Origin of the sequence: Pantoea sp. Sc1, from assembly GCF_000255315.1 — a bacterium.
Taxonomy (GTDB): domain Bacteria; phylum Pseudomonadota; class Gammaproteobacteria; order Enterobacterales; family Enterobacteriaceae; genus Pantoea; species Pantoea anthophila.
The window spans coordinates 3,302,778-3,325,465 of record NZ_AJFP01000001.1 but is presented as its reverse complement, the minus strand read 5'-3'; the positions used below and the strand labels follow the sequence as shown (position 1 = coordinate 3,325,465).

Annotated in this window: 21 protein-coding genes; 10 read left to right on the top strand and 11 right to left on the bottom strand. The window is 58.0% G+C overall.

What is annotated here, in order from left to right:
- Positions 1–344: 344 nt before the first annotated feature.
- Both acnB and yacL read left to right on the top strand, forming a co-directional pair.
- A complete protein-coding gene (acnB, locus tag S7A_RS15490) occupies positions 345–2,942 on the top strand; it encodes a bifunctional aconitate hydratase 2/2-methylisocitrate dehydratase (protein WP_009092086.1) in 2,598 nt (865 codons plus the stop codon).
- A gap of 190 nt (positions 2,943–3,132) precedes the next feature.
- Positions 3,133–3,513 (top strand): protein YacL, encoded by a 381-nt coding sequence (gene yacL, locus S7A_RS15485; protein WP_009092085.1) that lies wholly within the window; start codon positions 3,133–3,135, stop codon positions 3,511–3,513.
- A gap of 63 nt (positions 3,514–3,576) precedes the next feature.
- On the opposite strand, the gene S7A_RS15480 is transcribed toward yacL, so the two are convergent.
- From S7A_RS15480 to S7A_RS15460, 5 genes are all read right to left on the bottom strand, one after another.
- The gene (locus S7A_RS15480) at positions 3,577–4,248 is read right to left on the bottom strand and encodes an SDR family NAD(P)-dependent oxidoreductase (protein WP_185185204.1); all 672 of its coding nucleotides are present in this window, start codon (positions 4,246–4,248) and stop codon (positions 3,577–3,579) included.
- 8 nt (positions 4,249–4,256) lie between these two features.
- Positions 4,257–5,453 (bottom strand): exo-alpha-sialidase, encoded by a 1,197-nt coding sequence (locus S7A_RS15475; protein ID WP_009092083.1) that lies wholly within the window; start codon positions 5,451–5,453, stop codon positions 4,257–4,259.
- Position 5,454: 1 nt separating this feature from the next.
- Positions 5,455–6,870, bottom strand: a complete 1,416-nt coding sequence (locus S7A_RS15470; protein WP_009092082.1) for a sodium:solute symporter family protein — start codon at positions 6,868–6,870, stop codon at positions 5,455–5,457.
- 79 nt (positions 6,871–6,949) lie between these two features.
- On the bottom strand, positions 6,950–7,834 hold the full coding sequence (locus S7A_RS15465) for a dihydrodipicolinate synthase family protein (RefSeq protein ID WP_009092081.1): 885 nt from the start codon (positions 7,832–7,834) through the stop codon (positions 6,950–6,952).
- Between the two features lie 11 nt (positions 7,835–7,845).
- A complete protein-coding gene (locus S7A_RS15460; RefSeq protein WP_009092080.1) occupies positions 7,846–8,994 on the bottom strand; it encodes an iron-containing alcohol dehydrogenase in 1,149 nt (382 codons plus the stop codon).
- Positions 8,995–9,181: 187 nt separating this feature from the next.
- Between S7A_RS15460 and S7A_RS15455 the strand changes: the two genes are divergently transcribed.
- From S7A_RS15455 to S7A_RS15445, 3 genes are read left to right on the top strand one after another with little or no spacing between them, the layout of a single operon-like run.
- Positions 9,182–10,438 (top strand): four-carbon acid sugar kinase family protein, encoded by a 1,257-nt coding sequence (locus S7A_RS15455; RefSeq protein ID WP_009092078.1) that lies wholly within the window; start codon positions 9,182–9,184, stop codon positions 10,436–10,438.
- Positions 10,431–11,411, top strand: a complete 981-nt coding sequence (locus S7A_RS15450; protein WP_009092077.1) for a D-threonate 4-phosphate dehydrogenase — start codon at positions 10,431–10,433, stop codon at positions 11,409–11,411. Before S7A_RS15455 ends, S7A_RS15450 begins: the two co-directional genes overlap by 8 nt.
- A gap of 6 nt (positions 11,412–11,417) precedes the next feature.
- Complete coding sequence (locus S7A_RS15445) at positions 11,418–12,179, top strand: DeoR/GlpR family DNA-binding transcription regulator (RefSeq protein WP_009092075.1); 762 nt, start codon at positions 11,418–11,420, stop codon at positions 12,177–12,179.
- 47 nt (positions 12,180–12,226) lie between these two features.
- Here S7A_RS15445 and speD read toward each other — a convergent pair whose 3' ends face one another.
- The 3 genes from speD to S7A_RS15430 all read right to left on the bottom strand — a co-directional run bounded on the left by speD (position 12,227) and on the right by S7A_RS15430 (position 14,376).
- Positions 12,227–13,042, bottom strand: coding sequence for an adenosylmethionine decarboxylase (gene speD, locus S7A_RS15440; protein WP_009092072.1), 816 nt, complete (start codon positions 13,040–13,042; stop codon positions 12,227–12,229).
- 22 nt (positions 13,043–13,064) lie between these two features.
- Positions 13,065–13,928, bottom strand: a complete 864-nt coding sequence (speE, locus tag S7A_RS15435) for a polyamine aminopropyltransferase (protein WP_009092070.1) — start codon at positions 13,926–13,928, stop codon at positions 13,065–13,067.
- 100 nt (positions 13,929–14,028) lie between these two features.
- On the bottom strand, positions 14,029–14,376 hold the full coding sequence (locus S7A_RS15430; RefSeq protein WP_009092068.1) for a YacC family pilotin-like protein: 348 nt from the start codon (positions 14,374–14,376) through the stop codon (positions 14,029–14,031).
- Positions 14,377–14,557: 181 nt separating this feature from the next.
- Between S7A_RS15430 and cueO the strand changes: the two genes are divergently transcribed.
- Positions 14,558–16,189 carry a multicopper oxidase CueO gene (gene cueO, locus S7A_RS15425; RefSeq protein WP_009092065.1) on the top strand — a complete coding sequence of 544 codons (1,632 nt, stop codon included), beginning with the start codon at positions 14,558–14,560 and terminating at the stop codon, positions 16,187–16,189.
- On the opposite strand, the gene S7A_RS15420 is transcribed toward cueO, so the two are convergent.
- Positions 16,190–17,473 (bottom strand): cystathionine gamma-synthase family protein, encoded by a 1,284-nt coding sequence (locus S7A_RS15420; RefSeq protein ID WP_009092062.1) that lies wholly within the window; start codon positions 17,471–17,473, stop codon positions 16,190–16,192.
- A 235-nt stretch (positions 17,474–17,708) separates the two neighbouring features.
- On the opposite strand from S7A_RS15420, the gene hpt reads away from it, so the two are divergent.
- Positions 17,709–18,245: a hypoxanthine phosphoribosyltransferase gene (hpt, locus tag S7A_RS15415; RefSeq protein WP_009092060.1), complete on the top strand. Its 537-nt coding sequence runs from the start codon at positions 17,709–17,711 to the stop codon at positions 18,243–18,245.
- Positions 18,246–18,325: 80 nt separating this feature from the next.
- Here the strand turns inward: hpt and can are convergent, their stop codons facing one another.
- Positions 18,326–18,982 carry a carbonate dehydratase gene (can, locus tag S7A_RS15410; protein WP_033736612.1) on the bottom strand — a complete coding sequence of 219 codons (657 nt, stop codon included), beginning with the start codon at positions 18,980–18,982 and terminating at the stop codon, positions 18,326–18,328.
- 108 nt (positions 18,983–19,090) lie between these two features.
- Here can and S7A_RS15405 point away from each other — a divergent pair, with 108 nt between their 5' ends.
- The 3 genes from S7A_RS15405 to S7A_RS15395 all read left to right on the top strand — a co-directional run bounded on the left by S7A_RS15405 (position 19,091) and on the right by S7A_RS15395 (position 22,221).
- A complete protein-coding gene (locus S7A_RS15405) occupies positions 19,091–20,020 on the top strand; it encodes an ABC transporter ATP-binding protein (protein ID WP_009092057.1) in 930 nt (309 codons plus the stop codon).
- Positions 20,017–20,787: an ABC transporter permease gene (locus tag S7A_RS15400; RefSeq protein ID WP_009092055.1), complete on the top strand. Its 771-nt coding sequence runs from the start codon at positions 20,017–20,019 to the stop codon at positions 20,785–20,787. Before S7A_RS15405 ends, S7A_RS15400 begins: the two co-directional genes overlap by 4 nt.
- A 420-nt stretch (positions 20,788–21,207) precedes the next feature.
- Positions 21,208–22,221, top strand: coding sequence for an acyltransferase family protein (locus S7A_RS15395; protein WP_009092052.1), 1,014 nt, complete (start codon positions 21,208–21,210; stop codon positions 22,219–22,221).
- 54 nt (positions 22,222–22,275) lie between these two features.
- Here S7A_RS15395 and panD read toward each other — a convergent pair whose 3' ends face one another.
- Complete coding sequence (gene panD / locus S7A_RS15390; protein WP_009092050.1) at positions 22,276–22,656, bottom strand: aspartate 1-decarboxylase; 381 nt, start codon at positions 22,654–22,656, stop codon at positions 22,276–22,278.
- Between the last annotated feature and the right edge of the window lie 32 nt (positions 22,657–22,688).

The window sequence follows — 22,688 nt, the reverse complement described above, 5'->3', positions numbered from 1 at the left end:
AAACCGCACCTTTCTATTCCTGTCCGTTATCGATTCCGCACTGATACTTCTCTTAAACCGCGATAAACCAGACATTTTCCAGGGCTAATTTCCCCGGCATGCGGTACGCTCGGGACCGTCCGTTTACGCACAGTCAGCCCGCGCAGACGGCGAACCGGACGGGCAGAATGGGCGTAGTCGATTATGTTGTATTTTTGTAAACAGATTAACAAACAGACGAAATCCTGCTATTCTGCCCTCCGCGAAACCGGGCACCTCAACCTGGACAAGAAAAGGGAAGGTTGTTCTCCATAAGTGAGCAAGGTGGTCGGAAAGCCCTACATAATGAGAGCGAGGATAACGTCGTGCTAGAAGAATACCGTAAGCACGTTGCCGAGCGTGCTGCCCAGGGAATTGTTCCTAAGCCTTTAGAGGCTTCCCAGATGGCCGCGCTGGTTGAACTGCTGAAAAATCCACCTGCGGGTGAAGAAGAATTTCTGACCGATTTACTGGTCAACCGAGTCCCACCTGGCGTCGATGAAGCGGCGTATGTCAAAGCCGGTTTCCTGGCGGCTGTTGCCAAAGGCGAAGCAACCTCTCCTCTGATCTCTCCTGAAAAAGCGGTCGAACTGCTCGGTACCATGCAGGGCGGTTATAACATTCATCCGTTGATCGAGGCGCTGGACGACAGCCGACTGGCCCCCATCGCGGCCAAAGCCCTTTCACACACCCTGCTGATGTTCGACAACTTCTATGATGTCGAAGAGAAAGCTAAAGCGGGCAATGAATACGCGAAGCAGGTCATGCAATCCTGGGCCGATGCGGAATGGTATCTGTCACGTCCTGAGCTGGCCGAAAAGATCACGGTCACGGTATTCAAGGTAACGGGCGAAACCAACACCGACGACCTCTCTCCGGCCCCGGATGCCTGGTCACGTCCTGACATCCCGCTGCACGCCCTGGCGATGCTGAAAAATGCCCGCGAAGGCATTGAGCCGGATGAGCCGGGCAATATCGGCCCGATCAAACAGATCGCAGCGCTGCAGGCCAAAGGCTATCCGCTGGCTTACGTCGGTGACGTAGTCGGAACCGGCTCATCCCGTAAATCCGCCACCAACTCGGTGCTGTGGTTCATGGGCGACGACATCCCGAACGTGCCAAACAAAAAAGGCGGCGGCGTGGTGCTGGGCAGCAAAATTGCGCCTATCTTCTTCAACACCATGGAAGATGCGGGCGCACTGCCTATCGAAGTGGACGTCAACGACCTGAACATGGGCGATGTGATCGACATCTACCCTTACAAAGGGGAAGTGCGTAACCACGAAACCAACGACCTGCTGGCCAGCTTCGAACTGAAAACCGAAGTGCTGATTGACGAAGTGCGCGCCGGTGGCCGTATTCCGCTGATCATCGGCCGTGGCCTGACCACCAAAGCGCGCGAGTCGCTGGGTCTGCCGCACAGCACCGTATTCCGTCAGGCGAAAGATGTTGCGGAGAGCACCCGTGGCTTCTCACTGGCGCAGAAAATGGTCGGCCGCGCCTGTGGCGTAACCGGTGTGCGTCCGGGCGCGTATTGCGAACCGAAGATGACCTCCGTGGGCTCGCAGGATACCACCGGTCCGATGACCCGTGACGAGCTGAAAGATCTGGCTTGCCTGGGCTTCTCTACCGATCTGGTGATGCAGTCCTTCTGCCACACCGCCGCCTATCCTAAGCCGGTCGATGTGAACACGCACCACACGCTGCCAGACTTCATCATGAACCGTGGCGGTGTCTCACTGCGTCCGGGTGACGGCATTATTCACAGCTGGCTGAACCGTATGCTGCTGCCGGATACCGTAGGAACCGGCGGCGACTCCCATACCCGTTTCCCTATCGGCATCTCTTTCCCGGCCGGTTCGGGCCTGGTGGCGTTTGCCGCGGCAACGGGCGTCATGCCGCTCGATATGCCGGAATCGGTCTTGGTGCGCTTCAAAGGCAAGATGGAACCCGGTATTACCCTGCGCGATCTGGTTCACGCCATTCCGCTTTATGCCATCAAACAGGGCCTGCTGACCGTTGAGAAGAAAGGTAAGAAAAACATCTTCTCTGGCCGCATCCTGGAGATTGAAGGTCTGCCGGATCTGAAAGTTGAGCAGGCGTTTGAACTGTCCGATGCGTCAGCAGAGCGTTCTGCGGCGGGCTGTACCATTAAGCTGGATAAAGCGCCAATCATCGAATATCTCAACTCCAACATCGTGCTGCTGAAGTGGATGATCGCAGAAGGTTACGGCGATCGTCGTACGCTGGAGCGTCGCGTGGAGAGCATGGAGAAATGGCTGGCCGATCCTCAGCTGCTGGAAGCCGATGCGGATGCGGAATACGCCGCCGTGATCGAGATCGATCTGGCTGATATCAAAGAGCCGATCCTCTGTGCCCCTAACGATCCTGACGATGCCCGTCTGCTCTCGGACGTTCAGGGCGAGAAGATCGACGAAGTGTTTATCGGCTCGTGCATGACCAACATCGGTCACTTCCGTGCTGCCGGTAAGCTGCTGGACAGCCACAAAGGTCAGCTGCCAACCCGCCTGTGGGTGGCACCGCCAACCAAGATGGATGCCGCACAGCTGACTGAAGAGGGCTACTACAGCGTCTTCGGTAAAAGCGGTGCGCGTATCGAGATCCCGGGCTGTTCACTCTGCATGGGTAACCAGGCACGTGTGGCAGACGGTTCGACAGTGGTTTCCACCTCGACCCGTAACTTCCCGAACCGTCTCGGTACCGGCGCTAACGTCTATCTGGCGTCTGCCGAGCTGGCTGCCGTTGCGTCACTGCTGGGCCGGCTGCCCACGCCTGATGAGTATCAGCAATTTATGGCGCAGGTCGATAAAACGGCCAGCGACACCTATCGCTATCTCAACTTCGACCAGCTGGCGCAGTACACCGACAAAGCGGAAGGCGTGATTTTCCAGACCGCAGTCTGATCCTTCACCTTGTAAGCATGCATAAGGGGCGATGATTCGCCCCTTTTTTTCGTCTTCGCGCCGGTCACCGGCACGATCAAAAGCTGGATTTCGCCTGACAGCCTGTAATAATGCGCGACGTGTCACATTATGCTGCAAAGCCAGCCGTGACACTCATTGAGTGACGCGACGACGTTGAGAGGAACGGGCGATGGAATATGAATTTTTACGCGATGTGACCGGACAGATTAAGGTCCGCATGTCGATGGATCATGAAGCGGTCGGCCACTGGTTCAACGAAGAGGTGAAAAACGATCCGGGTCTGCTGGATGAAGTCGAAGCTGCTATCGAAGACGTCAAGGGCAGCGTGCGACAGTGGCAGCGCATCGGCAGCGAATACACCATCCTGGTGGATGAGGAGGAGGTGATGATTCGCGCCAACCTGCTGGCGCTGGAAGATGACGGCATGGAGGAGGGGATGAACTACTACGACGAAGAGAGCCTCTCATTCTGCGGCATTGAAGATTTTCTGCTGGTCATCGCCGCGTACCGCCAGTTTGTGAACCAGTATGGCAATCCCGTCCGGCGCTAAATGCCGGACAGGTGGCACTTCATGTCTGGCCGGGATGTGAAACCGCCCGGCGGCCGGGGCAGGTTAGCTCAGCGAGGCGCCACCGCAGATCACTAGTTGCTGCCCGGTGATTGCCGCTGCTGAGGGAGAGAGCAGGAACGCCACCAGATCGGCCACTTCCTGCGGCTGAATATAGCGGCCTATCGGCGGCAGGCGCGGCGGTGAACTGGCGCGGCCCGGCTGGTGCAGCATCGGTGTTTCGGTCGCACCGGGGGCCACGATATTGGCGGTAATGCCACGCGGAGCCAGTTCTGCCGCCCAGCTGCGCACCATGCCGATCATCGCTGATTTGGTCGCCACGTACTGACTGCGGCCTGCGGCACCGCCTGACGTACGGCTCCCCAGCAGCAGCACTCTCCCGCCTGCCGCCATCCGCGGCGCAAAATGGTTCGCCAGCTGTTCCGCAGCGGCCACGTGCAGCTGCCACAGACGGGCGCTGGTCGCCAAATCCAGTTCCCCCAGCGGCGCGGCCTGCATCATACCCGCGGCATGGATCACCGCCTGCGGCACAGGCAGTTGTTCCAGCAGCACCTGCAGGGCAGCGCTGTCACTGATATCGATCTGATGACTCTGCCAGCCCGGTTCTGTGCGGCAGACCGCCGAACGGCTCAGGCCGATCACCTGCCAGCCGTCACTCAGTAAGCGGTCACAAATCGCCTGACCGATGCCGGAGCTGGCACCGGTCACCAGCGCCATCCGTTCATTCACGCGTCACCTCCCTGCACCCATGACTCCTCAATCCGCACATATTTGATCGCCTGACGATACCAGGTATAGGCGATATGCAGTTCGCCATGCAGACCCTCTTTGATGCTGGGATAGGAGAACTCACGGTTTAACTTCTGCTGCGAGTTATTGGTCATACAGTAGCCATCGCCTTCGTCCAGATTGCGCTGCAGCGGCCAGCTTTTGCCGCCATCTGTTGAGATCGCCAGCGTCATGGGCGCTCGGGGCGCACCCCAGAAGGCGGTACGGCCGCTGTGTACCACCGCTTCGGCGGCCACCGCCACCTCACCGTCCTCTTCATCATCTTCAATTTCGTCATAGAGCGACAGGCGACGTTCGCTGGCACCTTCAGCGCTCATGGCGTTAAACACCAGCGCCAGATGACCGTTGCGCAGCGTCGTGACCTGAATAGAGGAGTTGTTATTTGGCAGCGACAGCGCTTCGGGTGCGCTCCAGCTCTCTCCCTGATCAAACGAGCGGCTCTGGTAGATGTGATCGGCCCAGCGACTGCGGTAGAGCGCCAGCAGCGAGCCATCCTCCAGCAGGGTGACGTTCATATGGACGCAGCCGGTACTGTCAGGCACGCTGACATCGCGCCAGCTCCGGCCTTTATCCTCCGAGATCTTCACGGCGCTGACATCATAGTTACCCACCCATTTTTCACCGGGCGGCGTCAGGCAGTAAAAGACCGGCAGCAGCCAGTTGCCATTCGGCAGCACCACGATCGGCTGACGAATAAAGGTGCCAGGCTTATCCAGCAGGGTGTCGATCGCGCCCCAGCTCCGGCCCAGATCGTGAGACTGACGATAGCGCACGATGGCGGTGTCCTGATTACCGGACTTCTGCGCCGTCCAGAGCAGCCACAGGACCTGATCGGGATCGAGGAACAGCACCGGATTCTGCTCGGACCGCGTCGGATCCTCAGAGAGTTTCTGCGCCTCACTCCAGCGATCGCTGCCTTTCTGCAGCCGTGAACACCAGACAGAGATATCGGCGATCCCCTCCTGGGTGCCGCCAAACCAGACGCAGAGCAGATCGCCATCCGGCAGCGGCAGCAGGTTAGCCGCATGGTTTTGCGGGCAGGAGGAGGGCAGCATCGCAACCTGCTGCGCGCTATCCTGCGGATGCGGCGCAAGCTGGCCGGTGCGTTCGGCGGTGACGGTTTCCTGAGTCATATTAGGCTCCACTCTTTTGTGCATTGCGTTGCGGTTGAGGCTGAGACTGGCGTGACGGGATGCAGCGGTCAATCACCATAATGATCGCCGGCGTGGCCAGCGCCACATACATATTATCGATGCCAAACGGATTCCCCATCAGGAACCAGACGGAGGTGACCAGACAGGAACCAATCAGACCGGCGTTGGCACCGCGTGTGCTCTTAAACCAGGGCAGATAGAACGCCATGATCGCCACGACGGTGATCGACAGGCGAATCGCGCGGGTAAAGAAGGAGAGCTTCAGCACTTCCGGGAAGAACAGCACAAACAGCAGCGGAAAGAAGCCGATGGCAATCGAGAACCAGCGCGTCACTTTGAACTCGCGCTCTGGCGTAGGGTGACGGTAAGGAACATAAAAATCTTTCACCACCAGCGAGGCGATCGCCAGCGCCACGGTGCCGACGCTGACGAAAATCGATGCCACTAGCGAGGTCGTCACGATGCCCGCCAGCCAGGGTGACATATCCTGCAAAAACACCGGCAGGGCATAGAGGCTCTTGATGTCGGGATGAGCAAACTTCGCCGCCACGCCGATCAGTGCCATCGCCAGGCCGATAGGCAGGCAGAAGAAGAAGGCGACCCACGTGGCACGCTTAGCGGATTTGACATCTTTGGTCGAGGAGATCGCCTGGATCACAAACTGGGTGCAGAAGATCGAGCCCACGGTTCCGATCAGCCAGGCCACAATGGTACTGGCCCCGACGTGTCCGTCCCACGTCCAGTAGAAGGCGGGCATTTTCTCGATCATCGGGGCCACGCCGCCGGTCATCTTCAGCGCTACGTAGAGGATAATCAGGATCCCGATGTACTTAATGGCGCTGTGCAGCAGCGTCACCCAGGCCACCCCTTTCATGCCGCCAAATGCGAAGTAGAAGGTACTCACCACCGCGGTAATAAAGGCCGCCTGGGTCAGGTCGATCTTCAGCACGGTAGAGATCGCCGCTGCGCCGCTGATGTAGTTGCCGACGTTCACCAGCAGCAGCGCATAGATCATGATCAGCGAAATGATGTTTTTGGTCGAACTGCCATATTTTTCGGCAATCGCCCCGGAGATGGTGATCTTACCGGTGTTGTAGATGCGCTTCACCAGGATCAGACCAAACAGCGGGAAGCCAATCGCCGCGCCGATCACTGACCAGGAAGCGGCGAAGCCATTTTCAAAGGCGGCCTGCGCAGTGCCGATCGTGGATTTTGCCCCGATATATTCCGACATCAGCATGATGCCGACAATAAAGGCGGGCATGGCGCGGGAGCCTTCCATAAAGTCACCGCTGCTTTTACTGCGCAGCCGCCAGGTCAGCCAGGTGGTGAACAGGATATAGGCGACCACCATGCCTACGATCAGTAAGGTGCTCTCAGTTGAAAATGCGTTCATCATAACCTCGATTGTGCTGGCAGATGGCGACCATCAGGTTCGTTCTCATCTGACCGGTAGGAGACAAAGGCGATGGCGTTTATTGCAGGTAGTGGGTGACGATCTGACGGATCTGCTGCTGCTCTTCGGCGCTGAACTGCACCGCATAGCGGCTTTCACCCACCTCGAAGCCCAGCAGGCTGACCGCTTTTTTCACGGCGGCCGGTGAGAAACCGATGCTGTAGAGCGCCGTGCGCAGAGCGGTGACGTTCTCCTGAGCCTGCTGCGAACCGGCAATATCGCCGGCAGCGAAGCGCGCCCAGATAGCGTTAATCGCCTCCGGGGCCACGTTGGCCAGCCCGGAAATGGCGGCGGAGCAGCCCTCAACAAACCCCTGATGGATCAGCGAGTCGGGGCCATTCAGCACATCAAAACCGTCACAGTCGGCGGTGGCCTGCAGGAAGCCGCGCAGGCTGTCATAACTGCCCGCCGAATCTTTGATGCCGATGATGTTGGGATGGGCGGCCAGCGTGCGCACCGTCTCCGGCTGCAGCGTATTGCCGGTGCGCGCCGGGATGTTGTAGAGGAACAGCGGCACCGTCAGCGCGTCAGCCACGCGCCGGTAGTGATCGATCAGCTCCTGCTGTTTCAGCGGCACAAACCAGGGGGTGATCGCGGAGACGGCATCCACGCCCAGGCGGGCGATCTGTGTGCCGAGCCGGATCGTTTCACGCGTCGAGATTTCGCCGATGTGCGCCACCACCGCCGCGCGGCCGCTGACTTCATCCACACAGGTGGCGGTGACGGCGAGCTTTTCCTGCTCGTTCAGCACAAAGAATTCGCCGTTGGTGCCGCCGCAGAAGATGCCGTTACCGGACCGGAGCTGTCGTCTGACCTGCTCCCGCTGTCTCACCGGATCAAAAGCGCCGTCACGATCGAAGGTGGTGACGATGGCGGTCAGTACGCCGCTTATTTTCTTATTCATGACAATCCTCATTACGCCTGGCAGGAAGGAAACAGGGTCAGATAGACCGCGCGCACATCGTCAGCGGTGACCGCCATCGGGACATTTTTCATCAGGCGCTGCACGTCGAGCGCGGCTTCCACCAGATAGGGCAGGTGATCCGGGCCGATACCCAGCGCTTCCAGACTGGCAGGCAGCTGCAGACGCGCCACCAGTGCGGTGAAGTAGTCGACCAGCGCATGGGACTTCGCTTCATCACTTAAACGGTGGTCAGCATCGGGCAGCAGGTCATAGGCCTGAGCGAATTTACTCACCGCCGCCGGACGGACAAAGCGCATGCAGGGGGCCAGCAGAATGGCATTCGCCACGCCGTGCGGCAGATGATATTTGCCGCCGAGCGGGTAGGAGAGGGCGTGCACCAGATGCGTGCCGGCATGGGCAATCGACGCGCCGCCATAATACGAGGCCCACAACATCTCCAGTCGTGCCTGCAGATTCTCCGGCTCCCGCAGGGTGGTTTCGAGATTGGCGAACAGCTTCTTCATCCCGATCAGCGCATAGTTATCGCTGACCGGATTGGCAACGCAGGCGGTAAAGCACTCGATCAGGTGGCAGAGGGCATCAATACCGGTTGAGGAGGCGATGTGTGCGGGCATGCTGGTGGTGAGTTCCGGCACCAGCGCGACGACATCGGGCAGCATGATCGGGGAAATAATGCCGACTTTGGTCTCCTTCTCCGGGATCGCCAGAATCGCATTGGGCGTGGCTTCTGAGCCGGTACCCGCAGTGGTCGGAATCAGCATGGAGCGGGTGCGGTGCTGCGGTTTCTCCCCCGCCAGCAGGGCTTCCAGCGACGGGGCCGCATCCACGCACAGCACCGACAGCAGCTTTGCCACATCCAGCACGCTGCCACCGCCGATACCGATCACCATGTCAGCCCTGCGCGACGTGAGTGCGGCAAGAAGGGCGGCCACATCATGCTGGCTCGGCTCGGGGGGAACACTGTTCACCACGCTGATGTGGGGGATCTGCTCCCGGAGTTGCCCCAGCAGCGCCTGCACAGCCGGAATCGCTTCAATGTTCCGGTCAGTTACCACTACCGCGGATGAAACCCCCTCCAGCAGATAGCGCATGTCGTTTAACGCCTGATAGCCGCTTATCACCGTGCTGTTAATGTTCATTTCATACCCTTATGTCGATCGCGTCTGAGACGATGATTAACTTTGCTCATCTCAATGCGAGGTCAGTCACTCTGTATGGCTCATTTTATAGGGCATATCGATTTCGATTAATTTGAAGTTGCTCAAATATAATCAATTATGATTGAATATAATCAATGGCAGCAGCAATCGCCTGACAGGAGTGAGGATGGGCTCATCATTATGGAAAACGCCGGTACTGGTCATCGCCGATGACTTTACCGGTGCCAACGATGCGGGAAGCGGACTGGCGCAGGCCGGCGCAGGCGTTCAGGTGCTGTTCGACACCCGGGGCGCGTTGCCAGAGACGGCAGATGTGCTGGTCGTCAGCACGGAGAGTCGGGCGATCAGCGCCACCCAGGCGGCAGAGCGCGTCACGCAGGCGGTGCGGCACTTCGCGGCGCAGTTTCAGCACGGCTGGCTGTTCAAAAAGATCGACTCCACGCTGCGCGGCAATATCGGCGCTGAAACGGTGGCGGCACTGAAGGCCAGTGCGAAAACGCTGGCGCTGGTTGCACCGGCGGTGCCACGACTGGGCCGCACCACGTGCGGAGGTCACGTCCGGGTCCATCAGCGTCTGCTCACGGACACCGAATTTGCCAGCGATCCGAAAACCCCGATCGCCAGCGCCAGCGTTCTCGAACAGATGCAGATCGCCGGCAGCGTGCTCGATCTTGCCACGCTGCGCAGCGACCGGCTTGATGCGGTGCTGGCGGCGGCGCACGGCATCGTCGTCGTGGATGCCGAAACCGGGGCGGACCTGGCGCGATTGATCGCCGCGGCTGCGCGGCTGCGCGAGACGCCGCTGCTGGTCGGTGCCGCCGGATTAAGCGATGCGCTGGGCGCCGCGCTCCGGGTGCGAACGCCCCGGCCGGTGCTGGCGGTGGTGGGATCGATGAGCGAGAGCGGGCAGCAGCAGGTTGCCACGCTGATCAGCCGGCGTGACGCAGCGAGAGTGGATGTCGATATCCGGCAGCTGTTCCGGCAGCCCGCCTGGCCCGATCGGGATCGCTGGATCGACGAGGCGGCTGCGGCACTGCGGGCCGGTCGCCATACGGTGATCACCACCTGCCAGCACGAGGCGCAGCGGCACGAGATTGCGCAGCTCTGTCAGCACTTCAGCATGACGCGCCAGCAGCTGGGGGAGGCGATCTGCCAGTTTCTTGGCGAGATCACCTACCGGCTCTGCCGCACTGCGCAGCCGCATGCGCTCTATCTGTCGGGAGGGGATGTGGCGATGGCCGTCGCCCGGGCACTGGGTGCCAGCGGCTTTACCATTCAGGGTCTGGTGGCGGGCTGTGTGCCGCACGGGGTTCTGCTTAACAGTGAATTTACTCTGCCGGTGATGACCAAAGCGGGTGGCTTTGGTGATGAAAACACCCTGGTAGCAGCCATTGATTTTATTGAGGAGAAGTCGAGTGAGTAAAATTATTGCGATCACCATGGGCGACCCGGCGGGCATCAGTCCGGAAATCATCATTAAATCGCTCTCTGAAGGTGAGCTGAATGGCATTCCTGCCGTGGTGATTGGCTGCGCCAGTACGCTGCGCCGTATTCTGGCGATGAACATTACGCCCCAGGCCGAGCTGCGGGTCCTTGACCGGGTGCAGGATGCACGCTTTGCTCCCGGCATCATCAACGTGATTGACGAGCCGCTGGCTGACCCCGACGCGCTGAAACCCGGCGTGGTGCAGAAAGAGGCGGGCGATCTGGCGTGGCGCTGTGTGAAACGTGCCACGGCGCTGGCGCTGGCGGGCGACGTGCAGGCGATTGCCACCGCGCCGCTGAACAAAGAGGCGATGCATGCGGCCGGTCATCTCTACCCGGGGCATACGGAGCTGCTGGCCCACCTCACTGACACCCGGGATTACGCCATGGTGCTCTACACCGATAAGCTGAAGGTGATTCACGTCACCACTCACATTGCCCTGCGTAAGTTCCTCGACACGCTGAACCAGCCGCGCATTAAAACGGTCATTGGTATGGCGGACACTTTCCTGCGGCGCGTCGGTTATCAGGCTCCGCGCATCGCCGTGGCGGGCGTCAATCCCCATGCCGGAGAGAACGGACTGTTTGGCGATGAGGAGATCACCACCGTTGCACCTGCCATTCAGGCGATGAAAGCGCAGGGGATTGATGTCGCCGGACCGTGCCCGCCGGACACGGTGTTCCTGCAATGCCAGGAGGGACACTATGACATGGTGGTCGCGATGTACCACGATCAGGGGCATATCCCGCTGAAGCTGCTGGGCTTCTATGACGGCGTCAACATTACTGCCGGCCTGCCGTTTATCCGCACCTCTGCGGACCACGGCACCGCCTTTGATATCGCCTGGACAGGTAAAGCGAAGTCTGAGAGCATGGCGATCTCTATCAAACTCGCGATGCAGCTCGCATAGGGAAATATGAAGGGACAGAGCCGTCTTGACCAGATTATGGATTATCTGAAAAGCCATAATCTGGTGACTGTTGAGCAACTGGTCAGTGCGATCTCCGCCTCACCCGCCACGATTCGCCGTGATTTGATCAAGCTGGATAAAGAGGGCGTGATCAGCCGCAGTCACGGTGGTGTCACCCTGAATCGGTTTATTCCCGCCCAGCCGACCACCCTGGAGAAGATGCAGCGTCACCTGGCGGAGAAGCAGGCCATCGCGGAGTGCGCCGCCAGCTTTGTCCGGGCAGGCGATGCCATCGTGCTGGATGCCGGCACCACCATGCTGGAACTGGCGCGTCAGCTGACGCATCTGCCGCTGCGGGTGATCACGGCCGATCTGCACATTGCGCTGTTTCTGTCAGAATTTAAGCAGATTGAAGTGACGATTATCGGCGGGCGGATTGATGACTCCAGTCAGTCCTGCGTGGGCGAACATGGACGCCGGTTGCTGCGCAGCATCAATCCCGATATCGCCTTCGTCAGCTGTAACTCCTGGAGCCTGGAGCGCGGCATCACCACGCCGACCGAGGAGAAAGCGGGGCTGAAACATGACCTGCTGGCCAATGCGGCTCGCCGGGTTCTGCTGGCGGACAGCAGCAAATATGGTTCCTGGTCGCTGTTCTGCGCGGCACCGCTGGATGAGCTGACCGATGTGGTGACGGACAGCGGTTTAGAGGACGCGGTCTGCCGCACGCTGCGCGAGCGCGGCATTGCGCTCGCGCTGACGACCTGAGAGACAGCACGCGCAGGTTACCGCCGGTAACGCTGCGCGCCTGAGGGTTACAGCGTCTTCAGACCAACAGAAGGGATGTTTCTGCCGTAGTAGATCTCACGCATCTCTTTCCACAGCAGATCGGTGATGCGTTTGTGCTCCTGCGGGCTGAGATCTTCCGGACGGGTGTTAAACAGGTAGTGCTTCAGCTCAAACTCTTTCAGCAACATCTTGGTGTGGAAGATGTTTTCCTGATAGACGTTCACATCCACCATGTCATACATCGCCTTCATATCCTCAGACATGAAGTTCTGAATCGAATTAATCTCGTGGTCGATAAAGTGCTTCATCCCTTTCACGTCACGGGTAAAGCCGCGCACCCGGTAATCGACGGTGACGATGTCTGACTCCAGCTGGTGGATCAGGTAGTTCAGCGCTTTCAGCGGTGAGATCACGCCACAGGTTGAGACTTCAATATCCGCGCGGAACGTGCAGAGTCCGCCTTCAGGGTGGCTCTCCGGGTAGGTGTGCACGCAGATATGGCTCTTATCCAGATGGGCTACCACCGAGTTGGGCAGGGGACCCGGATGTTCTGAGTTATCGATATCTTTTGGATCGATCGGCTCTTCGCTGACCAGAATCGTGACGCTGGCTCCCTGCGGCTCATAATCCTGACGCGCGATGTTCAGCACGTTGGCACCGATGATGGAGCAGGTCTCGGTCAGGATCTCCGTCAGGCGATTCGCGTTATATTGTTCATCGATATAGGCGATGTACCCATCGCGTTCAGCTTCAGTATTCGCATAGCAGATATCGTAAATACAAAAACTCAGGCTTTTCGTCAGGTTGTTGAAGCCATGTAGTTTTAGCTTTTGCAATTTCATTCACCCCCTTAGAAATGTGCTGTCAGCACGCGGCAGACAGCGCATTCAACAGATATTGTGGCAGGGCAAAGCTGCCGGTATGGATGGCTGGCGTGTAGTAACGGCAGGCCAGGCCAGCGGCCTCGAAACGCGCCTGTAGCGTGGCGGTATCCAGGTGGCGCAGCGCCGGATTGTCGCTCGCCCAGGCAAACGTCATGATGCCGCCGTAGTAGGTCGGGATCGCGGCCTGATAGAAGCTGACATCCGCAAAGTAGTGACCCAGTTTGCGATGGCTGTTCACCGCCTCATCCTGCTGGAGGAAGCAGACGCCATTCTGTGCCACAAAGATGCCATTTTCATTAAGGGCCGCTTTGCAGCCGGCATAAAATTCAGAGGTGAACAGACTCTCGCCCGGGCCAATCGGATCGGTACAGTCGGAGATGATCACATCGAATTTTTCCTGCGTCTGATTGACGAAGTTTACCCCGTCATCGATCACCAGCGTAAAGCGCGGATCGTCGTAGGCGCCTGCGCTGTGGTTCGGCAGGTACTGGCGGCAAAAGGTCACGACGCCCGCATCGATCTCCACCATGGTAATCTTTTCGACCTGAGAATGACGCGACACTTCACGCAGCATCGCACCGTCACCACCGCCAATGATCAGCACGCTCTTCGCGGCGCCATGCGCCAGCAGGGGAACGTGAGTCATCATTTCATGATAGATAAATTCGTCACGCTCGGTCGTCTGAACCACACCGTCCAGCGCCATGACGCGACCCATCGCGGCATTTTCGAAAATGATTAAATCCTGATGCGCAGTCTTTTCACGGTACAGCTCTTTGTCTACCGTAAAATACTGGCCAAAACCGGCATGAAGGGTTTCATGCCACGTTTCATTGTGGGCCATGGTGCTCTCCTCTGATGTCGCCATGAAGATGGGCGGCACATCATAGCTAACACTGACCGTGGTTGCACGGTCAAATGTCCGGCAGCAGAGGGCGGGGGCGTTACCTGACGTAGGCCAGCAGGCTCAGTGAATCGCGGGCCAGAGACTTGCACTTTTTGTCGTTGGTGATGGCGATGCCGCTGAGGTCGCGATAGCTCTCTTCGCCCAGCGCTTTCATGTTGTAGTTGCTGTAGTTGCTTAAATCCCAGCGGTTCTGCTGAGCAAAAAAGACCAGCGCTTTGCGAATCTGCGCGTCCGGAAGATCCTGATAGCCACAATCATTTTTCAGATAGACGAAAACCGCCGTGAGATCCGCCAGATCTTCCGCTTCGGATTCACTCAGGGCAAAACTGGTGGAGGAGAAGCCAAGGAGTCCCGTCAGCAGCAGGATCTTGATGCTTTGCTTCATAGTCGTTCTCTTCAATGGGTATTGTTAATGACGTTAGCACAGTTGCTCTCAGGTTTTCGATTAATTTGCCGTGGTGAGCCGCTGCGCCGCCTTTTTTCGTCAGATTCTCACGGGTAGCGCTTGACCTTCCCATAAGGTCAGGGTTTAGGCTGTGCGCTCTGATGCCACAAGGATGATCACCATGCAACGTCGCCACTTCCTGAAACTCACCGCCGCACTGAGTGCAGCCGGAGCGTTACCGCTCTGGAGCCGTTCGCTGATGGCGGCACCCCGTCCGCTGCTGCCGATTCCCTCTCTGCTGGAACCCGACGCCAGAGGCACATACAGCCTCACCGCCATGCAGGGGAGCACGCAGTGGAACGGCAAAGCGGTGCCGACCTGGGGCTACAACGGCAGCCTGCTGGGGCCGGTACTGCGGCTACAGCGCGGCCAGCCGGTGACGATGAACATTCATAACCGGCTCAGCGAAGCGACCACGCTGCACTGGCACGGGCTGGAAATCCCTGGCGCGGTGGATGGCGGACCGCAGGCGGCGATAGCCCCCGGCGGCTCGCGTCAGGTCTCCTTCACGCCCGATCAGCCCGCCGCAACCTGCTGGTATCACCCTCATCTGCACGGCAAAACCGGGCATCAGGTGGCGCAGGGGCTGGCGGGCCTGATCCTGCTGGAAGATAAAGAGAGCGGCACACTGCGGCTGCCTGTGCAGTGGGGCGTGGATGATGTGCCGCTGATTTTTCAGGATAAGCAGCTGACTCAGGATGGCCGCCATATCGACTATCAGCTCGACGTAATGCGCGCGGCGGTAGGCTGGTTTGGTGACATGATGCTGACTAACGGGGCGCACTATCCGCAGCATGCGGTGCCGCGCGGCTGGCTGCGGCTGCGCCTGCTCAATGGCTGTAATGCCCGGTCGCTGCACGTTGCCGCCAGTGATAAACGTCCTCTCTATGTGATCGCCAGCGACGGCGGTCTGCTGGCGGAGCCGGTCAGCGTCGAGGCGCTGCCGATCCTGCCAGGCGAGCGCTTTGAGGTGATGATCGACACCTCTGACGGCAAAGCCTTTGATCTGGTGACGCTGCCCACCGATCAGATGGGGATGACGCTGCCGCCATTCGATCAGCCGCTGCCGCTGGTGCAGATCCTGCCGCTGCGGGTGATGGCCAGTGCCACGCTGCCGGATCGGCTGGCGACGCTGCCCGCTCTGCCCGCGACAGAGGGGCTGCACACCCGCTGGCTGCAGCTGATGATGGATCCGCAGCTGGACCAGCAGGGGATGCAGGCGCTGATGCAGCGCTATGGCGAGAAAGCGATGGGCAAAGGCGGGCATCACGCGATGCCGCAGAGGCAGGGAAAAGCCGGGGAGACGGGCGACCATCCGGCGATGGCGCAGGCGCACGGCTCATCCGCCGCGCCGATGGATCACAGCATGCACGGTATGGCGGGTATGGCGCAGCCAGCGGGTTATGATTTCCGAAACGGCAATAAAATCAACGGTCAGGCGTTTGATATGACGAAACCGTCGTTTGCGGTGAAGCTGGGCGACTATGAGAAGTGGACGATCTCCGGCGAAGGCGATGCGATGCTGCATCCGTTTCATATTCACGGCACGCAGTTCCGCATTCTCTCCGAGAATGGCAAACCGCCAGCGCCCCATCGGCAGGGCTGGAAAGATATGGTCAATGTCGACGGCTGGCGCAGTGAAGTGCTGGTGCGCTTCAACTATGTCGCCGCCGCCGAACACGCTTATATGGCCCACTGTCATCTGCTGGAGCATGAAGATACCGGCATGATGCTGGGCTTTACCGTGAGCTGATTACGCCTGCTCCAGCGCCAGCTTCACATCTTCAATCAGGTCGCCCGCGTTCTCAATGCCAATCGACAGCCGCACCGTGGCGTCAGTGATACCGATTCGCTGACGCACCGCCTGCGGCACGCCGGAGTGGGTGGTGCTGCCCGGATGGCTGGCCAGCGACTCGGTGCCGCCCAGACTCACCGCCTGCTTGAACAGCGACAGCGCGTTGAGGAAACGGAACGCCGCAGGCTGGCCGCCGACGATATCGAACGAGAAGGTCGAACCGGCGCCGCTGCACTGCTCGCGATACGTTTTGCCCTCCGCGCTCTCCGCGTCGAGATAGGGCAGCCAGTGCAGCTTCGCCACTTTCGGGTGATCGCGCAGAAACGCCGCTACGGCTTCCGCATTCTGCCAGGCCTTTTCCATGCGTAGCGACAGCGTTTCCAGCGATCGGCTTAGCATCCAGCTTGAGTGCGGGTCCAGCTGGGTGCCGATGGCGCTGCGCAGGGCGCGCACTTTTGCCATCAGTGCTTTGCTGCCCATCGCCGCCCCCGCAATCAGGTCCGAATGCCCCCCCACATATTTAGTCAGCGAGTAGAGCGAGAGATCCGCGCCCAGGGTCAGCGGCTGCTGGAACAGCGGGCCGAGCAGCGTGTTGTCACAGGCGATAATCGGTCGGGAGCCCTGCTGCTGGTCAATTTCATCAGCGATACGCGCCATCAGACGAATGTTGACCAGGCTGTTGGTGGGGTTCGCCGGGGTTTCAATCAGGATAATCGCCACGCGGCCCTGCGCCATCGCCTGCTGTGCCGCTTCACGCACTCTAGCCTCATCATTGCCGTCGCTGAAGCCAACCGCGCCGATCTCCAGATTGTGCAGCGTCTTGCTGAGCAGAGTTTCGGTGCCCCCATACAGCGGCTGGGAGTGCAGGATCACCTCGCCGGGACGGGCAAAGGTCAGCAGGGTGGTGGCGATAGCGGCCATGCCGGAGGAGAAAAGCGAACAGCTCTCCGCCTGCTCATAGACGGCCAGCCGATCCTCCACGATTTCGCTGTTAGGGTGGTTAAAGCGGGAGTAGACCAGCCCGCCCGATTTGCCCTCTGGCGGCTCGCGCCGGCCGGAGACGTAATCGAAGAAATCGCGTCCCTCTTCGGCGCTGTCGAAGACAAAGGTGGAGGTCAGAAAGACCGGCGGCTTCACCGCGCCTTCTGACAGGCGGGGATCGTAGCCATAGTTCAGCATCTGCGTTTCAGGGTGCAGCGGCCTGTCGCCGATATGCGTTTTCTTGCTTGAAGGTGAAGTCATTGTGATCTCCGGCCTGCGGCGCGAGTAGGGTAACGATATGTTGGATAAAGGCTACCATGCAGCGAATCATGCTGGTAAATGCCGTAATGTTCTAAGGTAATGCGCATTTGAGCCAGCCGCAGACGACTGTGAACAATTTTCGCGACGTAATCGTTTGCCTGCGCTGCGGCGCAGCCGACGTGGCGGCGTCTGTGATAGACTTCGGGGCTTTTCTGACGTAACCGGGCTGAACGCAATGAAACACACTGTTGAAGTGATGATCCCTGAACAGGCAATCGCCACGCGCATCGCTGAACTGGGCAAAGAGATTACCGATCACTACCGCGACAGCGGCAGCGATATGGTGCTGGTGGGGCTGCTGCGCGGCTCATTCATGTTCATGGCTGACCTGTGTCGCGCCATTGAGGTGCCGCATGAAGTCGATTTTATGACCGCCTCCAGTTACGGCAGCGGCATGTCCAGCTCACGTGATGTGAAAATCCTGAAAGATCTGGACGAGGACATTCGCGGCAAGGATGTGCTGATCGTCGAAGATATCATTGATTCCGGCAACACCCTGAGCAAAGTGCGGGAGATCCTGCAGCTGCGTCAGCCAAAATCACTGGCGATCTGCACCCTGCTGGATAAGCCTGAACGCCGCGAAGTCGAGGTTAACGTTGAGTATGTTGGCTTCGCCATTCCCGATGAATTTGTGGTGGGCTTTGGTATCGACTACGCCCAGCACTATCGCCATCTGCCTTACATCGGCAAAGTGGTGCCGCTGGAATCCTGACAGCACATAACCGCACATTCTTCCAAGGCCTGCACCCTCCGACTGGTGTAGGCTATGTCGCGTTTTGCGCCGCGATCGGTTCAGGCTTCGACCTTCATCTGCAGACTGGCGATGCCATTGCGGTAGCGCTGTTCCAGGATCTCCCGGCTGTCTGCCGTGACATCAAGGTTACGCAGGCAGCCGTCCTGAATGCCGTAAACCCAGCCGTGCAGTGAGACTTTCTGCCCGCGTTTCCAGGCAGATTGCACTACGGTCGAGTGTCCCAGGTTATAGACCTGTTCAATCACGTTGATTTCACACAGTTTGTCCAGGCGCTTATCCGGCGGGAGTTCCCCCAGCAACACGCTATGCTTGTACCAGAGGTCGCGGATGTGCAGCAGCCAGTTGTCGATCAACCCCAGCTCCGGGTTATCCATCGCGGCCTGCACGCCGCCGCAGCCGTAGTGGCCGCACACGATGACGTGTTCAACTTCCAGCACTTCAATAGCGTACTGCACCACGGACAGACAGTTCAGATCGGTGTGGATCACCAGATTGGCGACGTTGCGGTGAACAAAGAGTTCGCCCGGTTCCAGTCCGGTCAGGCGTTCGGCAGGAACACGACTGTCTGAGCAGCCGATCCACAGGAAGCGCGGTTTTTGTGCCTGGGCGAGCCGCTCAAAAAAGCCGGGATCTTCTTCAATCAGTAATTTTGACCATTCGCGGTTGTTACTGATCAGGGTGTTAATGTCTGTCATGGCGTTGAGCGACCGGTTACTGCGCAAGGTGCGCGCGCGTACTATATGCCAGGGCTGACTAAATTTAAACGGCATTACGATGCCACCAAAACAGGGTATGGATGCAGAATGACATATGCACTGGAACTTTCTCAGCTGACCAAGACCTATCCCGGCGGCGTACAGGCGCTGAAGGGCATCGATCTTAACGTTGAAGCGGGTGACTTTTATGCGCTGCTGGGGCCAAACGGTGCCGGTAAATCCACCACCATCGGGATTATCAGTTCGCTGGTCAATAAATCCGGCGGCAGCGTGCGGGTGTTTGGCTACGACCTGCAAAAAGATGTGGTGAATGCCAAGCGCCAGCTCGGCCTGGTGCCACAGGAGTTTAACTTTAACCCGTTTGAGACGGTGATGCAGATTGTCGTTAACCAGGCGGGTTACTACGGCGTCGGACGGCGTGAGGCCAATCAGCGGGCGGAGAAGTACCTGAAACAGCTCGATCTGTGGGGAAAACGCAGTGAACGGGCGCGCATGCTCTCCGGCGGGATGAAACGCCGTCTGATGATCGCCCGCGCGCTGATGCATGAGCCCAAACTGCTGATTCTGGATGAGCCGACGGCGGGGGTCGATATCGAACTGCGGCGCTCAATGTGGGGGTTCCTGAAAGATCTCAATGCCAAAGGCACCACCATCATTCTCACCACCCACTATCTGGAAGAGGCGGAGATGTTGTGCCGCAACATCGGCATCATCCAGAGCGGTGAGCTGGTGGAAAACACCTCGATGAAAGGGCTGCTGTCCAAGCTGAAATCAGAAACCTTTATCCTCGATCTGGCGCCGCGCAGTCCGCTGCCCGCGCTGGAAGGATTCCAGTATCGCCTGACGGATACCTCCACGCTGGAGGTGGAAGTGCTGCGTGAGCAGGGGCTGAACAGCGTCTTCAGCCAGCTGAGTGCGCAGGGGGTGCAGGTACTGAGTATGCGAAATAAAGCGAACCGTCTGGAAGAGCTGTTCGTTGGCCTGACGACGCAGGGAAAAACAGGAGCAAAAGCATGACACATTTGTACTGGGTGGCGCTGAAAAGTATCTGGGCCAAAGAGATTAACCGTTTTGCCCGCATCTGGATCCAGACGCTGGTGCCGCCGGTAATCACCATGACGCTCTATTTCATCATCTTCGGTAACCTGATCGGGTCACGCATTGGTGAGATGCACGGCTTCAGCTATATGCAGTTTATCGTGCCGGGATTGATCATGATGGCGGTCATTACCAACGCCTATGCTAACGTCGCATCCTCATTCTTCAGTGCCAAATTCCAGCGCAACATTGAAGAGCTGCTGGTCGCGCCAGTGCCGACCCACATCATTATTGCGGGGTATGTTGGCGGCGGCGTGGCGCGTGGCGTCTGCGTCGGGGTTCTGGTCACGGCCATTTCGCTCTTCTTCGTGCCGTTTCACGTTCACTCCTGGACGATGGTGGCGGTGACGCTGCTGCTGACCGCGATTCTGTTTTCACTGGCCGGTCTGCTGAACGCCGTGTTTGCCCGGACCTTTGACGATATCAGCCTGATCCCGACCTTTGTGCTGACGCCGCTGACCTATCTGGGTGGCGTGTTCTATTCGCTGAGTCTGCTGCCGCCATTCTGGCAGGCCGTTTCGAAGCTGAACCCTATCGTCTATATGATCAGCGGGTTCCGCTATGGCTTCCTGGGCATTAATGACGTGCCGCTGGCCTTTACGCTTTCGGTATTGATCGCGTTTATTCTGGTCTTTTACGGGCTGGTCTATGCGCTGATTCAGCGCGGACGCGGATTACGCACCTGACGAAACCTTTACCGAAGCCACGCAGCGAAACGCGCGTGGCTTTTTTATTATCGGATAAAAAATCGCCGCCTTTTCCGGTTGTCACTGGCCTTAAAAAACGATCCTTTCTTCTGCTCCGCCTCTCTTTTTTCACGCGATTGCGGAAAATAGCTGCCTTTTTCGCCCTCCTGATAAAAAATAACCCTAAGCATTATCTGATATTAAAGTGGAACCGGTTTCTATCTTAATGATTCTCCACTGTTAAATTTTTTTTAAGATTAGCCTTAAGCCCCGACTGTTGTTTATTTCAGCGCGAGTGATCAGAATACCGCCGAATAAGGTTATTCCTCTGCTCAGGGACGAAAGGGCGGGAATGGAGTGTCTGTAATAAGAAGAATGGTCGCACATTCAGGGCCAGTTTTTAATCAAAGGCAGGAAAAGATGAATCGTATAACGTGGATCGACAATCTGCGGGGATTGAGTATTCTCGCAATCATTTTTTTGCACAGTACTATCGCTGTCCATAACAATGCCGGTCATTTTACCGCCTTCAGCAGCCTGCTAAATGAGATGCTGGCACCGGTAAGGCTGGGGCTGATGTTTTTTGTGTCGGGCTTATTTGTCGATGCCGGATTAAGAAAAGGCCTGGGTCCTTTTTTTAATAACAAGGTGCGCAGTATTCTCTATCCGTTCGTGGTCTGGGTGGCAGTATATGGCGGGCTGAAAATTCTGTTCAGCTCAATGGCCAATACGCCGCAATCGCCGATGAATATTATTCTCTCTCACCTGACCGGTGGCGGCGATATGACCTGGTTCCTGCATTCGCTGTTTATCTTCTTTATTGTGATTATCTTTGCCCGCCATCTGCCGTTCCTGCTGGTGTTCGGCATCTGTATGGCGCTGAGCTGGGCACTGCCAGCCATTGACCCGGACGGCGTGTTTGCCAGTTTCGATAACAGCCACATTAATAAATCCCTTTATCTGTTTGTTTTCTTCTATCTGGGCGATTACGTGGTGAGAAAGCAGGTGGATATCGCGGAGAAAGTGCAGCACGGTCCGACCCTGCTCATTTCAGTGGCCAGTTTTGCGCTGCTCTCCTGCCTGAATATTTTTGTGCTGGATCGTCATTCGCAGGCATTACTGTCACCGCTGGCACTGCTGTCGGTTCCGTTCTTTGTCTGGATTGCGCTGAAGCTGAAGTCTGAACTGGTTTATTATATCGGCGTCAATTCTATCGTCTTTTACCTGTCGCATTATCTGGCGATTCAGTTCTTCAGTAAGATTGTGAAATTTGAAAGCCCGTCCGCCTGGGTTAACGATCTGAAGTTTATTTCGGCTTTCCTGGTGGCGCTGGCGTTACCCTGGACGCTCTGCCTGATGAGAAAGCGTGGCTGGTTTAATTTCCTCTTTACGATGAAAAAACCGTCGAAGCCGCTGGCGGCCAAACCGGTTTAACGGAAATAACCGCAAAGAAAAAGGGCCGGCCGTATCACGGGCGGCCCTTTTTTATCAGGCGATCTGTACTGGCAGCGCTTTTGCCAGACGCTTCATCTGGTTGTCACCCTCAAAATAGGCGACCTTAGGCTGCCACTGACGCGCTTCCGCATCTTCAACCTGCACATAGGAGCAGATAATTAAAATATCGCCCTGGCAGGCGCAGCGGGCGGCCGCACCATTTACCGAAATGATTTTTGAGCCACGCTCAGCCGCGATAGCATAGGTGGAAAAACGCTGACCGTTGGTGACGTTATAAATATCGATCGCTTCATATTGCAGAATGCCGGAAGCATCCAGGAAATCCTGATCGATTGCGCAGGAACCTTCGTAATTGAGGTCCGCCTGCGTCACTTTCACGCGGTGTAATTTGCCTTGCAGAACAGTGCGAATCATAGCCAGAAACCTTGTCAGAGAAATAAAATAAT

What these genes read in the sequence shown, in the direction of transcription:
- S7A_RS15465 (WP_009092081.1), bottom strand. Translation starts at nt 7,834, where the DNA reads ATGAATAAGAAAATAAGCGGCGTACTGACCGCCATCGTCACCACCTTC.
- hpt (WP_009092060.1), top strand. Translation starts at nt 17,709, where the DNA reads ATGAAACACACTGTTGAAGTGATGATCCCTGAACAGGCAATCGCCACG.
- S7A_RS15475 (WP_009092083.1), bottom strand. Translation starts at nt 5,453, where the DNA reads ATGACTCAGGAAACCGTCACCGCCGAACGCACCGGCCAGCTTGCGCCG.
- S7A_RS15460 (WP_009092080.1), bottom strand. Translation starts at nt 8,994, where the DNA reads ATGAACATTAACAGCACGGTGATAAGCGGCTATCAGGCGTTAAACGAC.
- S7A_RS15400 (WP_009092055.1), top strand. Translation starts at nt 20,017, where the DNA reads ATGACACATTTGTACTGGGTGGCGCTGAAAAGTATCTGGGCCAAAGAG.
- can (WP_033736612.1), bottom strand. Translation starts at nt 18,982, where the DNA reads ATGACAGACATTAACACCCTGATCAGTAACAACCGCGAATGGTCAAAA.
- speD (WP_009092072.1), bottom strand. Translation starts at nt 13,042, where the DNA reads ATGAAATTGCAAAAGCTAAAACTACATGGCTTCAACAACCTGACGAAA.
- cueO (WP_009092065.1), top strand. Translation starts at nt 14,558, where the DNA reads ATGCAACGTCGCCACTTCCTGAAACTCACCGCCGCACTGAGTGCAGCC.
- S7A_RS15445 (WP_009092075.1), top strand. Translation starts at nt 11,418, where the DNA reads ATGAAGGGACAGAGCCGTCTTGACCAGATTATGGATTATCTGAAAAGC.
- S7A_RS15430 (WP_009092068.1), bottom strand. Translation starts at nt 14,376, where the DNA reads ATGAAGCAAAGCATCAAGATCCTGCTGCTGACGGGACTCCTTGGCTTC.
- speE (WP_009092070.1), bottom strand. Translation starts at nt 13,928, where the DNA reads ATGGCCCACAATGAAACGTGGCATGAAACCCTTCATGCCGGTTTTGGC.
- S7A_RS15420 (WP_009092062.1), bottom strand. Translation starts at nt 17,473, where the DNA reads ATGACTTCACCTTCAAGCAAGAAAACGCATATCGGCGACAGGCCGCTG.
- S7A_RS15455 (WP_009092078.1), top strand. Translation starts at nt 9,182, where the DNA reads ATGGGCTCATCATTATGGAAAACGCCGGTACTGGTCATCGCCGATGAC.
- S7A_RS15470 (WP_009092082.1), bottom strand. Translation starts at nt 6,870, where the DNA reads ATGAACGCATTTTCAACTGAGAGCACCTTACTGATCGTAGGCATGGTG.
- yacL (WP_009092085.1), top strand. Translation starts at nt 3,133, where the DNA reads ATGGAATATGAATTTTTACGCGATGTGACCGGACAGATTAAGGTCCGC.
- S7A_RS15480 (WP_185185204.1), bottom strand. Translation starts at nt 4,248, where the DNA reads ATGGCGCTGGTGACCGGTGCCAGCTCCGGCATCGGTCAGGCGATTTGT.
- S7A_RS15395 (WP_009092052.1), top strand. Translation starts at nt 21,208, where the DNA reads ATGAATCGTATAACGTGGATCGACAATCTGCGGGGATTGAGTATTCTC.
- S7A_RS15405 (WP_009092057.1), top strand. Translation starts at nt 19,091, where the DNA reads ATGACATATGCACTGGAACTTTCTCAGCTGACCAAGACCTATCCCGGC.
- panD (WP_009092050.1), bottom strand. Translation starts at nt 22,656, where the DNA reads ATGATTCGCACTGTTCTGCAAGGCAAATTACACCGCGTGAAAGTGACG.